This is a genomic window from Pseudomonas entomophila L48 (genome assembly GCF_000026105.1).
GTDB classification, from domain to species: Bacteria; Pseudomonadota; Gammaproteobacteria; order Pseudomonadales; family Pseudomonadaceae; genus Aquipseudomonas; species Aquipseudomonas entomophila.
Window position 1 is genome coordinate 2,032,293 of the sequence record NC_008027.1, and the last position, 15,093, is coordinate 2,047,385.

Genomic DNA, 15,093 nt, shown 5'->3' on the forward strand with positions numbered 1-15,093 from the left:
AGGATCACTCCATGACCTCCACTCCACCCAACGGCCTGCCGGTCTACCGCCTGATCACCGGCAAGGACGACGCCAGCTTCTGCAAGCGTATTTCCGAGAGCCTGGCCATGGGTTACCAGCTGTATGGCTCGCCCAGCGTAACCTTCGACGCCACCCAGGGGCAGGTGGTTGCCGCCCAGGCGGTGCTGTGGCCGGGGCATGGCGTGATCGCACGGGATTGAGCGTCATGCGGGCCGCCATCACCTTGCGCCCGGCCGTGGTCGCCGAGGCCGATGAGATTGCAGCGTTGGTCGCCGAAGCCTATGCCCCCTACATTGCTAGGATCGGCCGCAAGCCGGCGCCGATGCTGGATGACTATGCGCAGGTAGTGCGTGACGACGAGGTGTTCGTTGCCGTTCAGGGCGCACGTATCGTCGGCGTGGTCGTGCTGCGGCGCGAGGGTCGCGAATTGCTGTTGCTGAACGTTGCCGTACTGGCCGTGAGCAAGGGGCAGGGTCTAGGCCGTTTACTGATGGATTTCAGTGAAACCCATGCACTCGCCGCAGGCTGCGAGGCCATTCGGCTCTACACCCACGAGCGGATGCTCGAAAACATCGAGATCTACGGCAAGCTGGGCTACCAGGAGACCCGGCGGGCGGTGGAGGATGGCTTCGCGCGGGTGTTCATGCGCAAGTCGTTGGTCGGCCCAAAACAGCCCTGAGCGCTCAGGCCGGTTCGCCGATGCACCACCAGTGCTGCGTCTCGCCTTCCTAATTGATGACTGGGTGTCCATGCTCGATGAAACTGTCAGGCAGTTCCGGAACGAGCGACGGCAATTTTTGTGAGTGAATGTTGTGACGCATGGGGTCACATATGGTACTTTGCGATCTGTGACGCATAGGGTCACACTCGTCCATCCGCACTGAACGGATACGGTGTGCTCCACATGATCATCAGCTTTCGTCACAAAGGATTGCGGCTGTTCCACGAAACGGGCAATGCCCGTGGCATCCAGGTTGCCCATACTCGACGCCTGAGGCGGCAATTGCAGTTTCTAGACAGCGCCATGGTCGCCGATGATCTGGCAGTTCCGGGTTGGCAGTTGCATCCGCTAAAGGGTGGGCTCTCGGGCTTCTGGTCGATCAGCGTGTCAGGCAACTGTCGGTTGGTTTTCCGTTTTGTGGGTGGCGACGTCGAACTGGTCGACTATCTCGACTATCACTGATCAGGAGGCTCTTCATGGCCATGCACAACCCGCCACATCCCGGCGAAACCCTGCGAGAGGATGTCTTGCCCGCACTGGGCCTGACGGTAAAAGCCTTCGCCGCGCACCTGGGCTTCTCGCGCGAGGCGCTGTCCCGCGTCTTGCACGGCCGCGCGGCGGTTTCCCCCGACCTGGCCGTGCGCCTGGAAATGGCCGGCATCAGCACCGCGCGGCTGTGGCTGACGATCCAGGTTGACTACGACATCTGGCAGGCTCGACACCGCCAGCAGCCGGCGATCACGCGGCTGTTCCAGGCCGCCTGAAAACACAAAGCCCGGGGGCGAAACCCCGGGCTTTGTCATTTACACCTGCCTCACGCGTCAGGCCAGCGCTTCACGCCCGTTGCTGGCGACCTTGGTATGGCGCAAGGTCGGCAACAGGAAGGCGATGGCCAGCACGCACGCACTCACCAGCAGCACGAAGCCACCATCCCAACCGAAGTGGTCGACGGTGTAGCCCATCGCCGCACTGGCTGCGACCGAGCCACCCAGGTAGCCGAACAGGCCGGTGAAGCCTGCTGCGGTGCCGGCAGCCTTCTTCGGTGCCAGTTCCAGCGCCTGCAGGCCAATCAGCATGACCGGCCCGTAGATCAGGAAGCCGATGGAGAACAGGGCGATCATGTCGACCGTCGGGTTGCCCGGCGGGTTGAGCCAGTACACCAGGGTGGCGACGGTCACCAGCGCCATGAACACGATGCCGGTCAGGCCACGGTTGCCACGGAAGATCTTGTCGGACATCCAGCCGCACAGCAGGGTGCCGGGGATGCCGGCCCACTCGTAGAAGAAGTACGCCCACGAGGTGGTGTCGACGCTGAAGTGCTTGGCTTCCTTCAGGTAGGTCGGCGCCCAGTCCAGCACGCCATAGCGCAGCAGGTAGACGAACACGTTAGCCAGGGCGATGTACCACAGCAGTTTGTTGCGCAGCACGTACTCGACGAAGATCTGCTTGGCGCTGAACTCCTGCTCGTGGCTCTCGTCGTAGCCTTCGGGGTAGTCGTTCTTGTATTGCTCGACCGGCGGCAAACCCACCGACTGCGGGGTGTCACGCATGGTGGCGAAGGCGAACACCGCCACCAGCACCGCCACGGCGGCAGGCACGTAGAAGGCCGCGTGCCAGTCGTTGGTCCAGCCCAGGCCCAGCAGGAACAGCGGGCCGATCAGGCCGCCGCCGACGTTGTGCGCGACGTTCCACACCGACACCACGCTGCCGCGCTCTTTCTGCGACCACCAGTGCACCATGGTCCGCCCGCTCGGCGGCCAGCCCATGCCCTGGGCCCAGCCATTGATGAACAGCAGCGTGAACATGATCGCTACGCTGGAGGTAGCCCAATGCGCGAAACCGAAAATGAACATCACCCCGGCCGAGATCAGCAGGCCGAAGGGCAGGAAGTAGCGCGGGTTGGAACGGTCCGAGACCAGGCCCATGAGGAACTTGGACAGGCCGTAGGCAATGGCGATGGCCGAGATGGCCAGGCCCAGCTGGCCACGGGTGTAGCCCTCTTCCTCGATGAGGTAGGGCATGGCCAGGGAGAAGTTCTTGCGCAGCAGGTAGTAGCCGGCATAGCCGAAGAAAATCCCGGCGAAGATCTGCCAGCGCAGGCGACGATACGTGCTGTCTACACGCTCGTCGGGCAGCGGCGCCCGGTGTGGGGCAGGTCGGAAGAAGGCAAGCATTTGAAGCTCCAAGCTTGTTATAGGTATGCGAATGCGAATATTACATTTTCGTTACAGAAAAAATATCGCTTTTATTGCCCAGGCCTGTTGGTTTGTGAACCTTTTTCTGTGCCGAACACGCACCGCAGGGGAGAGCTGGCGTAACTGTCGCAGTCGTCAGGACGCGACTATGCTGTCAAGGGCGGGGGTTGAGAGGGGGACCACTTCATGGCGACGCTGCAACGGGCCATTGCGATGGCCATCAAGGCGCATGAAGGGCAGTTCGACAAAGGCGGTGCGGCTTACATCCTCCACCCATTGCGGGTGATGGAACGGGTGATCACCCCGGAGCAGCGCATCGTCGCAGTGCTGCACGACGTGCTGGAAGACACCCCGCTCACGCTGTCCGATCTCGCCCGTGAAGGTTTCCCGTTGAAGATCCTCGCCGCGCTGCTGGCCTTGAGCCGCCGCGAAGGCGAAAGCTACGAGGCGTTCGTCATCCGCCTGGGTGTCGACCCGCTGGCGCGCCAGGTCAAGCTGGCGGACCTGGCCGACAACAGCGATCTCTCGCGCATTGCCCGCCCAGGCCCGGCCGATTGGGCGCGGCTGACCCGCTACCAGCAGGCCAGCGCCTACCTGCAGACGCTACAGTGACTGTGCTCAGCCACAGGCCTTGAGGTTGACCGGCCCGACGAACTCGTTGCCACGGCCCATCACGCACGCCACCTGCTGGTTGCGCTGCAGCTCCCAGGCTTGCGGTGGGTAGGTCTTGTTCCAGGCTTCGAACAGTTGCCGGTCCTGCCTGGACAGGCGCAGGTCGTACTGCTTGCTCATATAGAAGTAGGTGCGCGCGATCATCCCGCGGATCGATGGGCGCGGCATCACCTTCTTGGCCTTGAAGTCGACCTGGGTCAGGCAACTGCCGTACTGGCCATGCTGCTCGGGCAGCCAGCCGAAGCTGAAGTTGCTGCGATCGCCGTTGACCTCGCCGATGCTCGGTACCAGGTTGTGCAGGTCGGCCTCGGCGCGCTGGTAGACCTTGTCGTTGCGCGAGCAGTTCTTGCGCCCGCCGTCCTGCCAGCACTGGCGCTGGTGGCCGATCTGCCAGGCCGGGACGATGTGTTCCCACTCGATGCGCGAGGCGCGGTTCAGGTTCTTGCGCGGCTCGTAGCCGCAGGAGGCCAGGTCGACCTTGTTGCCCTTGTACTTGCAGCCGCAGTAGAACTCGGTGGATTGCGGCGCGTAAAGCTTCCAGGCGACCTTCTTGGCCTCCTGGAAAGTGCGCGGGGCGTCGGCATGGGCGAAAGGGGTGATCAACAGCAGGCAGGCAGTGAAAAGCGAAACTCTCATGCGCGGTCAGTCTTCCTTCGGCACGGTCCAGAAAATCTGCACACCGCCATCGTCACGGTGGGCGAGGGTGACGTTGTCGTTCTCGGCGATTTCCTCGAGCAAGGTTTCCCAGTCGTCGGGCGACTCGTGCTCCAGGCGGAAGATCAGCGCGGCGCGGCTGCGCTGGGCGGTCGGGCTATTGATGATCTTCTGGATGCGCTGGCCCAGTTGCTCATAGCTGCTTGGCGAGGCGGAGGAGGGGGTGGCCACGGGTCTGTTCCTTGTTTTGCTGTATGTGCATACAGTATTTGGCTGTAGGCCATTTCGCAACAGCAGGTAGGGCGAAAGCCCTATAAGACCGTGGTAGAGGGATTGGTTCCCTGCGAGGCGTGTTCGCCGGCAAGCCGGCTCCTACGGGTACATGCAATCTTCCTGTAGGAGCCGGCTTGCCGGCGAACCGGCCGGAACAAACAACGCTCCGGGTTAACTCAAGCGCCGATCAATATTCCCAGAAGATCCGCTGCAGCTCCTTGCTGTCCTGGGTCTTGGTCATTGCCACCATCGCCAGGATCCGCGCCTTCTGAGGGTTCAGGTCATGGGCCACGACCCAGTCGTTCTTGTCGTCAGGCTGTTCGGCGTTACGCAGTACGAAACCACCCTGGTTGACGTGGGATGAGCGAATGATCTGCACACCGTCCTTGCGCAGTTCCTGCAGGGCCGGCACCACACGCGACGACACCGAACCATTGCCGGTACCGGCATGGATGATCGCCTTGGCGCCACCCTGGGCCAGGGCCTTGTAGGCGGTGTCGGTCACATTGCCATAGCCGTAGGCGATATCCACGGCCGGCAGGCTGCTGATGGTCTTGATGTCGAACTCGGAGTTCAGGGTGTGGCGCTTGGCCGGCAGGCGGAAGAAGTACGACTTGCCTTCCACTACCATGCCCAGCGGGCCCCACTGGCTCTTGAAGGCTTCGGTCTTGATGTTGACCGCCTTGCTCACGTCGCGACCCGACTGGATCTCGTCGTTCATCGTGACCAGTACGCCCTTGCCGCGGGCATCCTTGCTGCTGGCCACGGCCACGGCGTTGTACAGGTTGAGCATGCCGTCGGCGGACATGGCGGTGCCGGGGCGCATGGAGCCGACCACGATGATCGGCTTGTCGGTCTTCTCTACCAGGTTGAGGAAGTAGGCGGTCTCTTCCAGGGTGTCGGTGCCGTGGGTGATGACGATGCCGTCGACATCCTTGCTGTCGGCCAGTTCGGCGACGCGTTTGCCTAGTTTCAGCAGGTCTTCGTTGCCAATGCTCTCGGAGGCGATCTGCATCACCTGCTCGCCGCGCACGTTGGCCAGGTCTTGCAGCTCCGGCACGCCGGCGATCAGCTTGTCGATGCCCAGCTTGGCGGCCTGGTAGGTGGCGCTGTTGGCGGCGCTGGCACCCGCGCCGGCGATGGTGCCGCCGGTGGCCAGGATCACCACGTTGGCGAGCTTCTGTTGTTGCGCGGCTTCCTTGGCGGAAACCGAAGTCGGCAGAACCAGCAGCAGGGCCAGGGCGCCCGGTACGAAGGTCTGGAATGCGGATTTCATCATTTCTGCTTCTCTCTTCCTGGATGAGATGTGCGTTATGTCGCACGTCCTTTAAGGCAGATTTCGTACCAGCAACTACCGTTCGTCGTATTTCATCTCCAATCCCTGAAGAGACTGGGGATATCAGGAGCTGACCAAGAAGTCATCAAGATGGCGTTCGTTCGGCTTTCCGAACATTTGCAGGAAAAGGTGTTCGGTTTTTCGGATAAATTGCGGATAATCCGACCGGCGTAGCCTGGGGCGGCCTGCGCAGGGATTTGACAAAAGCGGCGCCTGTTTCCATAGTTGCTCACCGCAAACGTTTGCGATCCGATAAAAACCACAAGATTCGGAGTCAATTCCATGAAACTGCCGTTCTCCGGCCGTCCGTTGGCCCTCGCCGTACTGTCTTCGCTGATTTTCTCCATGTCCGCCGCCCACGCCGAGGACGCCCCCAAGGTCGCCCTGGTGATGAAATCCCTCGCCAACGAGTTCTTCCGCACCATGGAGGACGGCGCCAAGGCCTACCAGAAAGACCACCCGAACGACTTCACCTTGGTGGCCAACGGCATCAAGGACGAGACCGACACCGGTAACCAGATCCGCATCGTCGAGCAGATGATCGCCACCGGTGCCAAGGCCCTGGTCATCGCGCCGGCCGACTCCAAGGCGCTGGTGCCCGTCATCAAGAAAGCCATGGACGCCGGCATTACCGTGGTCAACATCGACAACCGCCTCGACCCCGACGTACTCAAGAGCAAGGGCATCAGCGTGCCGTTCGTGGGGCCGGACAACCGCAAGGGCGCGCGCCTGGTCGGCGACTACCTGGCCCAGCAGAAGCTCAAGGCCGGTGACCAGGTCGGCATCATCGAGGGCGTACCGACCACCACCAACGCCCAGCAGCGCACCGCCGGCTTCAAGGACGCCATGGAAGCCGCGCAGATGAAGATCGTCTCGGTGCAATCCGGCAACTGGGAGATCGACAAGGGCAACGCCGTGGCCGCCTCGATGCTCAACGAATACCCCGAACTGAAGGCGCTGCTGGCCGGTAACGACAGCATGGCCCTGGGCGCCGTCTCGGCCGTGCGCGCCGCCGGCAAGACCGGCCAGGTGCAGGTGGTCGGCTACGACAACATCAATGCGATCAAACCGATGCTCAAGGACGGTCGTGTACTCGCCACCCTCGACCAGGCGGCCAGCCAGCAGGCGGTGTTCGGCATCCAGGCGGCGCTGAAGATGCTCAAGGGCGAGAAGCCCGGCGTGGATGCCGACAACGTCATCCAGACCCCAGTCGAGCTGATCACCCAGTGACTGTAGGAGCGGCTTCAGCCGCGATGCAGGCAATGCGGTGTCAGGCACCCGCTTCGCGGGTGATCGCGGCTGAAGCCGCTCCTGCAGGGGTGGCATGTCTATCTAGGAGAAGTGGCCATGTCAGTACCGGCCAATGAAACCGTGCTAGCCGTCAGCGGCCTGGGCAAGACCTACGCCCAGCCCGTGCTTGGCGACGTCACCCTCGAGCTGCGCGGCGGCGAGGTGCTGGCCCTGACCGGCGAGAACGGCGCGGGCAAGTCGACCCTGTCCAAGCTGATCAGCGGCCTGGAGATCCCCACCGCCGGGCAGATGACCTATCGCGGGCAGCCTTACAGCCCCGGCAGCCGCGCCGAAGCGGAGCGCCTGGGTGTGCGCATGGTGATGCAGGAACTGAACTTGCTGCCCACCCTGACCGTGGCCGAGAACCTGTTCCTCGACAACCTGCCCAGCCGCCTCGGCTGGGTCAACCAGAAGCGCCTGCGCCAGCTGGCAACGGCGGCCATGGCCCAGGTCGGCCTGGACGCCATCGACCCGGACACGCCCGTCGGTGAGCTGGGCATCGGCCACCAGCAAATGGTCGAGATCGCCCGCAACCTGATCGGCGACTGCCATGTGCTGATCTTCGACGAACCCACGGCCATGCTCACCGCCCGTGAGGTGGAGCTGCTGTTCACCCAGATCGCGCGCCTGCGCCAGCGCGGCGTGGCCATCGTCTATATCTCCCACCGCCTCGAGGAGCTGCAGCGTGTGGCCCAGCGCATCGCCGTGCTGCGCGACGGCAAGCTGGTGTGCGCCGAGCCGATCCAGCGCTACAACAGCGAGCAACTGGTCAACCTGATGGTCGGCCGCGAGCTGGGCGAACATATCGACCTGGGCCAGCGCACCATCGGCGCGCCGCTGCTAACGGTCGACAAGCTCAGCCGTAGCGACAAGGTGCGCGAGGTGTCGTTCGAAGTCAGGGCAGGGGAGATCTTCGGTATCTCCGGCCTGATCGGTGCCGGGCGCACCGAGCTGCTGCGCCTGATCTACGGCGCAGACCGCGCCGACAGTGGCCAGGTCGCCCTCGGCCAACCGCCGGTGCCCGTGACCATCGACTCACCCAAGGCCGCAGTCAAGGCCGGTATCGCCCTGATCACCGAGGACCGCAAGGGCGAAGGCCTGCTGCTGACCCAGTCGATCAGCGCCAACATCGCCTTGGGCAACCTCGGCGCCGTGTCCCGCGCCGGGGTGCTCGACCGCGACGCCGAGCGCGAGCTGGCCGAGCGCCAGATCGGCGCCATGCGCATCCGCAGCGCCAGCCCGGCGCAGGCGGTGGGCGAGTTGTCCGGCGGCAACCAGCAAAAGGTGGTGATTGGCCGCTGGCTGGAGCGCGACTGCCAGGTGCTGCTGTTCGACGAGCCCACCCGCGGCATTGACGTCGGCGCTAAGTTCGACATCTATGGCCTGCTCGCCGAGCTCGCCCGTCAGGGCAAGGCCATTGTCGTGGTGTCCAGCGACCTGCGCGAACTGATGCTGATCTGCGACCGCATCGCCGTGCTCTCGGCCGGGCGCCTGATCGACACCTTCGACCGCGACCACTGGAGCCAGGACCAGCTCCTCGCCGCCGCCTTCGCCGGCTACCAGAAACGTGATGCCCTGCTGCACGACGCAGCCCCCAGGATGGACGCATGAAAACCACACTCGACACCCCGGGCGCAGCGCCCGCCCGCCGCAGCGGCAACTACTACGGCCTGGGTACCTACCTGGGCCTGGCCGGCGCCTTGCTGGCGATGATCGTGCTGTTCTCGATGCTGAGCAGCCACTTCCTCTCCTATGCCACTTTCAGCACCCTGGCCAACCAGATCCCCGACCTGATGGTGCTGGCGGTGGGTATGACCTTCGTGCTGATCATCGGCGGCATCGACCTGTCGGTGGGCTCGGTGCTGGCCCTGGCCGCCTCGACCGTCAGCGTGGCCATCCTCGGCTGGGGTTGGAGCGTGCTGCCCGCCGCCTTGCTCGGTATGGCTGTGGCGGCACTGGCCGGCAGTATCACCGGCAGCATCACCGTGGCCTGGCGTATCCCGTCGTTCATCGTCTCGCTGGGCGTGCTGGAGATGGCCCGAGGCCTTGCCTACCAGTTCACAGATTCGCGCACCGCCTACATCGGCGATGCCTTCGCCTGGTTCTCCAACCCCATCGCCTTTGGTATCTCGCCGGCCTTCATCATCGCCTTGCTGGTGATCGTGCTGGCCCAGCTGGTGCTGACCCGCACCGTGTTCGGCCGCTACCTGATCGGCATCGGCACCAACGAAGAGGCCGTGCGCCTGGCCGGTATCGACCCGCGCCCCTACAAGATCCTGGTGTTCACCCTGATGGGCGTGCTCGCCGGCCTTGCCGCGCTGTTCCAGATTTCGCGCCTGGAGGCCGCCGACCCGAATGCCGGCGCCGGCCTCGAGCTGCAGGTGATCGCCGCCGTGGTGATCGGTGGCACCAGCCTGATGGGCGGGCGCGGCTCGGTCATCAGCACCTTCTTCGGTGTGCTGATCATCTCGGTGCTGGCCGCAGGCCTGGCCCAGATCGGCGCTTCGGAGCCCACCAAACGCATCATCACCGGGGCGGTCATCGTCATCGCCGTGGTGCTCGACACTTACCGTAGCCGGCGCGCGAACCGGCGGAACTGAAACCATGGCAACCATCAAAGACGTCGCGGCACTGGCGGGTATCTCCTACACCACCGTGTCCCATGTACTGAACAAGACCCGCCCGGTCAGCGAGCACGTGCGGCTCAAGGTCGAGGCGGCGATCGCCGAGCTCGACTACGTGCCCAGCGCCGTGGCCCGCTCGCTCAAGGCCCGCAGCACCGCCACCATCGGCCTGCTGGTGCCCAACAGCGTCAACCCGTACTTCGCCGAACTGGCCCGGGGTATCGAGGACGCCTGCGAGCGCAACGGCTACTGCGTGATCCTGTGCAACTCCGATGACAACCCGCAAAAGCAGCGCAGCTACCTGCGCGTGCTGCTGGAAAAACGCATCGACGGGTTGATCGTCGCCTCGGTGGGTGAGGATCAGGACCTGCTCGACAGCCTCGGCGGCGTGCGCACGCCCATGGTCATCGTCGACCGCGCCCTGGATGGTGTCGCCGCCGACCTGGTGCGCATCGACCACGAGCACGGCGCCTACCTGGCCACCCGCCACCTGCTGGAGCTAGGCCACCGCGAGATCGCCACCATCGCCGGCCCCGCCGACACCGGCGTGAGCCAGCTGCGCCTGGCCGGTTTCCGTCGCGCCATGGCCGAGGCCGGGGTGGCGGTGGCCAAGGGGCATGTGCTGCACAGCGACTTCACCAGCCCCGGCGGCCATGCCGCGGCGGCGCGGTTGCTCGATGGCGAGCGGCCCACGGCGATCTTTGCCGCCAACGACATGATCGGCTTCGGCGTGCTGCGCGCAGCCGCCGAGCGCAACATCGACGTGCCGGGCGAACTGTCGGTGATCGGCTTCGACGACATCGAGCTCAGCCGCTACGTGTACCCGGCGCTGACCACGGTCGGCCAGTCGATCCGCGAGCTGGGCGAAAGCGCCGCGGGCCTGTTGCTGTCGCGCATCGGCGCGCGCCAGCACGAGGGCGCGGAACAGCGCATCGTCGCCCCGCGCATCGTCCTGCGCGAATCCACCGGGCCGCGCCCGGACCTGTTCAACGATTACCGTTAAGGAATACCCATGGATGCCAAGGTGGTAGTGGTCGGCAGCCTCAACATGGACCTGGTGGCCCGCGCCCAGCGCCTGCCCCGGGGGGGCGAGACCCTGGCCGGCGAAAGTTTCTTCACCGCCCCCGGCGGCAAGGGCGCCAACCAGGCCGTGGCCGTCGCCCGGCTGGGCGCCAGCGTGGCGATGGTCGGCAATGTCGGTGACGACGCCTACGGCCAGCAGCTGCGCCAGGCCTTGCAGACCGAGGGCGTCGATTGCCAGGGTGTGAGTGTGTGCGAGGGCGTGTCCAGCGGCGTGGCGCTGATCGTGGTGGACGCCGCCAGCCAGAACGCCATCGTCATCATCCCCGGTGGTAACGGCCTGCTCGGTCCGGAGTCGGTGCGCCGCTTCGACAACCTGCTGCAAAAGGCCGAAGTGATCATCTGCCAGCTGGAAGTGCCCAGTGCCACCGTGGCCTGGACCCTGGCCCGTGGCCGTGAGCTGGGCAAGACGGTGATCCTCAACCCGGCGCCGGCCAGTGGCCCGCTGCCGTCGGAGTGGTTCGCCCATATCGACTACCTGATCCCCAACGAGAGCGAGGCCGAGGCCCTGGCCGGCGTGCCGGTCAGCGACCAGGGCAGCGCCCGCCGCGCCGCCGAGCGCCTGCGCCAGCTGGGTGCCGGCAAGGTGATCGTCACCCTGGGTGCCGACGGCGCGCTGCTGGTCGATACCGTTGGCAGTCGGCACTTCCCGGCTCCCCGCGTGCAGCCGGTGGATACCACGGCGGCGGGCGACACTTTCGTCGGTGGCTTCGCCGCAGGCCTGGCGCGCGGCTTGTCGGAGGAAGAGGCAATCGTCTTTGGCCAGCGCGCCGCCGCATTGTCGGTGACCCGTGCCGGCGCGCAGCCGTCGATCCCTTACCTGAAGGAGTTGGCGCCATGAAAAAGACGCCGCTGTTGAATATCGCCCTGTCGCGGACCATCGCCGGCCTGGGGCATGGCGACATCCTGGTGATTGGCGATGCCGGCTTGCCGGTGCCGCCCGGCGTCGAGCTCATCGACCTGGCGCTGACCCCTGGCATCCCGGACTTCACCAGCGTGCTGCGCGTGGTGTTGAGCGAGATGCAGGTGGAGCGGCATGTGCTGGCCGAGGAAATGTTCCAGGCCGCGCCGCTGGGCCTGATCGAGGTTGAGCAGATGCATGCCCGTGGCGAGATCGGCCAGCGGGAAGTGATGAACCATGCCGACTTCAAGGCGCTGACCCGTCAGGCCCGAGCCGTGATTCGTACCGGTGAGTGCCGGCCCTACAGCAATATCGCACTGGTGGCCGGCGTCACCTTCTGAACGGGTACGCGGTCACCGTAGGAGCCAGCCTTGCTGGCGAAGAGGCCCTTGAGGGCGCCGGGCAAGGCTGCGCCTTGCATCGCCAGCAAGGCTGGCTCCTACAGGTGCCCCGTTTGCCTGAAACCCTAGCAACAAGGAGTGCTGAATGTCCCTCAAACGCCTGCTCCAAGGAGCCGTCCTCATGTCCGCGCTAGCCGCCACCGCCCTGCAGGCCGCCCCCCGCGACCTGATCATCGACACCGACCCCGGCGCCGACGACGTGGTGGCGCTGCTGCTGGCCATGGCCTCGCCCGAAGAGCTGAAGATCCGCGCCATCACCACCGTCGCCGGTAACGTGCGCCTGGAGAAAACCTCGCGCAACGCCCGTCTGGCCCGTGAATGGGGTGGCCGCGAAGAGATCCCGGTATACGCCGGGGCAGGGCGCCCCCTGGTGCGCACGCCCATCTACGCCGCCAACGTTCACGGCGAGGAAGGCCTCACCGGCGTCCAGGTCCACGAGCCGAAGAAGCCCCTGGCCAAGGGCAACGCCGTGCAGTACCTGATCGACACCCTGGGCGCCGCCGAGCCCAAAAGCATCACCATCGCCATGCTCGGCCCGCAGACCAACCTGGCCCTGGCCCTGATCCAGAAGCCCGAGATCGTCAACGGCATCAAGGAAGTGGTGGTGATGGGCGGCGCCCACTTCAACGGCGGCAATATCACTCCGGCCGCCGAGTTCAACCTGTTCGCCGACCCCCATGCCGCTGAAGTGGTGCTGGCCAGCGGCGTCAAGCTGACCTACCTGCCGCTGGATGTCACCCACAAGGTGCTCACCAGCGAGGCGCGCCTCAAGCAACTGGCTGCAGTGAACAACCATGCCAGCAAGCTGGTGGTGGACATTCTCAACGCCTACATCAAGTACGACATGGACACCTACGGCATCCCAGGTGGCCCGGTGCACGACGCCAGCGTTATCGCCTACCTGCTCAAGCCCGAGCTGTTCACGGGCCGCCAGGTGCACCTGGTGGTCGACAGCCGTGAAGGCCCGACCTTCGGCCAGACCGTCGCCGACTGGTACGGCGTGCTCAAGCAGCCGGCCAATGTGATGTGGGTGAAGGAGGGCGATGCGCAGGGCTTCTTCGACCTGCTCAGCGCGCGGCTGGCTCGATTGAAATAGCCCCTTGCGGCGCGTGGTGTTCGAGCACCTGCTCGATGAAGCTGCGCGCCGCCTCGCCGCCCAGGTCGCGGACCAGCAGGTCGATGGCGATCAGGACCAGCTCTTCGGGCGTGCCCGGGCTGTAGGCGCTCTGGCCTTCATCCCACTTGACCTTGATGTCGGCATCGATGCTGTGGCTGCTCATGGGGCGGTTCTCGTCGTGGCCTGGCTGTTAGGTCGAATACCGCGTCCTGGCGTTCGAAGGGGAGGCGTGTCGCGCTCCGCTTCTTGCAGTTAATCATGCCTTTGCGTCAAGCGGCCTGCGACTTAGGTATAAGCGGCGCATCTGGCCGAACCTGCGGTTTGGTGCAAAATCCAGTCACGATTGCTCTTCGCGTCAAGTGGCGAGTTCGGGCAGAATCGTGCAGTTTTGCAACAAACATTCCGCGGTACTGTCGGATAAGGCAGTACCCAGATCGATCTAGGAGGATTCATGTTCCGTACCCGCGCTTCCCTGGCGACCCTGCTGCTGGCCACCGTCCTGGCAGGTTGCAGCACTGGCGGCTCCTCGGGCGGCAGCAGCGCCCCGAGCGCCCCGGCCGGCAACGACGGCCGCTGCGAGGCCAGTGGCGCCGACTTCGCTATCGGCAAGCAAGCCTCGCCGGAACTGCTGGACCAGGCGCGCAAGGCCAGTGGTTCGCAGATGGCGCGCGTCCTCACCCCGCATGACGTGATCACCCTGGAATACCGCTCCGAGCGGCTGAACCTGAATGTCGACGAAAAGGGCGTGGTAACCCGCGTCAACTGCGGCTGACGCGAGGCATGCTGCACGCCCTGTAGGAGCGGCTTCAGCCGCGATCACCAGCGGAGCTGGTGCCATTTGCACCGCGTCGCCTGCATCGCGGCTGAAGCCGCTCCTACAGGGGGCGGTGTTGCAAAGCCCGAAACGCGCCCATAAAAAAACCCGCCACAAGTGGCGGGTTTTTTTGTTGCGATCCGAATTACTCCGGACGAACCTGTGCAGCCTGCATGCCCTTCTGGCCTTTCTCGGCAACGAAGGTTACAGCCTGGCCTTCTTTCAGGCTCTTGAAGCCGTCGGATTCGATGGCCTTGAAGTGTACGAACAGGTCGTCGCCGCCGCCTGCTGGGGTGATGAAGCCGTAGCCTTTTTCATCATTGAACCATTTGACGGTGCCGTTTTGGCGATTGGACATGAGGTGAATCTCCAGAAACATGATTTTTATCGAAGTGCGATGTTGCCGAGGCTACAGGTGCACCGGCGACATCATAGTCCATTTCTGCGCATCTAGCGCCTTTTACCTTCGCAGGATGTTGATCTGGCGCAAAAGATGCGCCGAATCGTCCCGCGGCCCCTCTATTTCGGCTTGCAGGCGGCCTGCACGGCCATCTGGGCTTTCTGCATCAGCTTTGCATCCACGCCGTCCTGGCTGTCGAGGTCCTCGATCTCCTTGTCGTTGAAATTCTTTTTGATGGTTTGGGCGCCGCACTCGCAGTGCTTCTTCGCCTTCGCCGCGTCCAGGCCCTGGCCCGTGGCCACTTGCTGGCATTGGGTCATGTAGGCCGCTTCCTTGCCTGCAGGGAAATTACCCGCATGGGCGGCCAGAGGCAGCAGCAGGGCAGTTGCGGCGCAGGCGGCCAGAAGGGACTGAAGTCGCATAACCAGACACTCCTTAGGTTAAGGTCTCATCAAGAGTAGGTTGCTTCAGAAAGTCTGATAGAAAATTTTCCGTACAAGTTCACCCCAAGGTCGTAATTTCCAAATATTTCTGCTTCCCGGTGCAACCCGCGTGCTAGCATGCTCGGCTTGCGGCTCGCCACTTGCGGCCTGC

At 64.4% G+C, this 15,093-nt stretch carries 20 protein-coding genes; 13 read left to right on the forward strand and 7 right to left on the reverse strand.

Going from position 1 to position 15,093, the window contains the following annotated elements:
• Positions 1-11 precede the first annotated feature (11 nt).
• The 4 genes from PSEEN_RS09055 (at position 12) to PSEEN_RS09070 (ending at position 1,506) form a co-directional block, all read left to right on the forward strand.
• The gene (locus tag PSEEN_RS09055) at positions 12-221 is read left to right on the forward strand and encodes a DUF1737 domain-containing protein (protein ID WP_011533185.1); all 210 of its coding nucleotides are present in this window, start codon (positions 12-14) and stop codon (positions 219-221) included.
• Positions 222-226: 5 nt separating this feature from the next.
• A complete protein-coding gene (locus tag PSEEN_RS09060) occupies positions 227-700 on the forward strand; it encodes a GNAT family N-acetyltransferase (protein ID WP_011533186.1) in 474 nt (157 codons plus the stop codon).
• Positions 701-925: 225 nt separating this feature from the next.
• Entirely contained in the window at positions 926-1,204 is a 279-nt protein-coding gene (locus PSEEN_RS09065; RefSeq protein ID WP_011533188.1) for a type II toxin-antitoxin system RelE/ParE family toxin, read from the forward strand.
• A 14-nt stretch (positions 1,205-1,218) separates the two neighbouring features.
• Positions 1,219-1,506 (forward strand): HigA family addiction module antitoxin, encoded by a 288-nt coding sequence (locus PSEEN_RS09070; RefSeq protein ID WP_011533189.1) that lies wholly within the window; start codon positions 1,219-1,221, stop codon positions 1,504-1,506.
• A gap of 57 nt (positions 1,507-1,563) precedes the next feature.
• Here PSEEN_RS09070 and glpT read toward each other — a convergent pair whose 3' ends face one another.
• On the reverse strand, positions 1,564-2,916 hold the full coding sequence (glpT, locus tag PSEEN_RS09075; RefSeq protein WP_011533190.1) for a glycerol-3-phosphate transporter: 1,353 nt from the start codon (positions 2,914-2,916) through the stop codon (positions 1,564-1,566).
• 207 nt (positions 2,917-3,123) lie between these two features.
• On the opposite strand from glpT, the gene PSEEN_RS09080 reads away from it, so the two are divergent.
• Positions 3,124-3,549, forward strand: coding sequence for a hypothetical protein (locus tag PSEEN_RS09080; RefSeq protein ID WP_011533191.1), 426 nt, complete (start codon positions 3,124-3,126; stop codon positions 3,547-3,549).
• Positions 3,550-3,555: 6 nt separating this feature from the next.
• Here PSEEN_RS09080 and PSEEN_RS09085 read toward each other — a convergent pair whose 3' ends face one another.
• The 3 genes from PSEEN_RS09085 to PSEEN_RS09095 form a co-directional block, all read right to left on the reverse strand.
• Complete coding sequence (locus PSEEN_RS09085) at positions 3,556-4,245, reverse strand: endonuclease (RefSeq protein ID WP_011533192.1); 690 nt, start codon at positions 4,243-4,245, stop codon at positions 3,556-3,558.
• Positions 4,246-4,251: 6 nt separating this feature from the next.
• The gene (locus PSEEN_RS09090; RefSeq protein WP_011533193.1) at positions 4,252-4,494 is read right to left on the reverse strand and encodes a DUF1654 domain-containing protein; all 243 of its coding nucleotides are present in this window, start codon (positions 4,492-4,494) and stop codon (positions 4,252-4,254) included.
• Between the two features lie 229 nt (positions 4,495-4,723).
• The gene (locus PSEEN_RS09095; RefSeq protein ID WP_011533194.1) at positions 4,724-5,812 is read right to left on the reverse strand and encodes an asparaginase; all 1,089 of its coding nucleotides are present in this window, start codon (positions 5,810-5,812) and stop codon (positions 4,724-4,726) included.
• Positions 5,813-6,154: 342 nt separating this feature from the next.
• Between PSEEN_RS09095 and PSEEN_RS09100 the strand changes: the two genes are divergently transcribed.
• From PSEEN_RS09100 to PSEEN_RS09130, 7 genes are all read left to right on the forward strand, one after another.
• A complete protein-coding gene (locus tag PSEEN_RS09100; protein WP_011533195.1) occupies positions 6,155-7,102 on the forward strand; it encodes a sugar ABC transporter substrate-binding protein in 948 nt (315 codons plus the stop codon).
• A 117-nt stretch (positions 7,103-7,219) separates the two neighbouring features.
• Entirely contained in the window at positions 7,220-8,773 is a 1,554-nt protein-coding gene (locus tag PSEEN_RS09105; protein WP_011533196.1) for a sugar ABC transporter ATP-binding protein, read from the forward strand.
• A complete protein-coding gene (locus PSEEN_RS09110; protein WP_011533197.1) occupies positions 8,770-9,762 on the forward strand; it encodes an ABC transporter permease in 993 nt (330 codons plus the stop codon). Before PSEEN_RS09105 ends, PSEEN_RS09110 begins: the two co-directional genes overlap by 4 nt.
• A 4-nt stretch (positions 9,763-9,766) precedes the next feature.
• Entirely contained in the window at positions 9,767-10,789 is a 1,023-nt protein-coding gene (locus tag PSEEN_RS09115) for a LacI family DNA-binding transcriptional regulator (RefSeq protein WP_011533198.1), read from the forward strand.
• A gap of 9 nt (positions 10,790-10,798) precedes the next feature.
• Complete coding sequence (gene rbsK / locus PSEEN_RS09120; protein ID WP_011533199.1) at positions 10,799-11,707, forward strand: ribokinase; 909 nt, start codon at positions 10,799-10,801, stop codon at positions 11,705-11,707.
• Positions 11,704-12,108 (forward strand): D-ribose pyranase, encoded by a 405-nt coding sequence (rbsD, locus tag PSEEN_RS09125; RefSeq protein ID WP_011533200.1) that lies wholly within the window; start codon positions 11,704-11,706, stop codon positions 12,106-12,108. The genes rbsK and rbsD overlap by 4 nt, the downstream gene beginning before the upstream one ends.
• A 145-nt stretch (positions 12,109-12,253) precedes the next feature.
• Positions 12,254-13,264, forward strand: coding sequence for a nucleoside hydrolase (locus PSEEN_RS09130; protein WP_011533201.1), 1,011 nt, complete (start codon positions 12,254-12,256; stop codon positions 13,262-13,264).
• On the opposite strand, the gene PSEEN_RS09135 is transcribed toward PSEEN_RS09130, so the two are convergent.
• Positions 13,236-13,448, reverse strand: coding sequence for a hypothetical protein (locus PSEEN_RS09135; protein ID WP_011533202.1), 213 nt, complete (start codon positions 13,446-13,448; stop codon positions 13,236-13,238). The genes PSEEN_RS09130 and PSEEN_RS09135 overlap by 29 nt on opposite strands.
• Before the next feature lie 288 nt (positions 13,449-13,736).
• Here PSEEN_RS09135 and PSEEN_RS09140 point away from each other — a divergent pair, with 288 nt between their 5' ends.
• The gene (locus PSEEN_RS09140; RefSeq protein ID WP_011533203.1) at positions 13,737-14,057 is read left to right on the forward strand and encodes an I78 family peptidase inhibitor; all 321 of its coding nucleotides are present in this window, start codon (positions 13,737-13,739) and stop codon (positions 14,055-14,057) included.
• A 187-nt stretch (positions 14,058-14,244) separates the two neighbouring features.
• Here PSEEN_RS09140 and PSEEN_RS09145 read toward each other — a convergent pair whose 3' ends face one another.
• The gene (locus tag PSEEN_RS09145; protein WP_011533204.1) at positions 14,245-14,457 is read right to left on the reverse strand and encodes a cold-shock protein; all 213 of its coding nucleotides are present in this window, start codon (positions 14,455-14,457) and stop codon (positions 14,245-14,247) included.
• A 161-nt stretch (positions 14,458-14,618) separates the two neighbouring features.
• Complete coding sequence (locus PSEEN_RS09150; RefSeq protein WP_011533205.1) at positions 14,619-14,921, reverse strand: hypothetical protein; 303 nt, start codon at positions 14,919-14,921, stop codon at positions 14,619-14,621.
• Positions 14,922-15,093 lie beyond the last annotated feature (172 nt).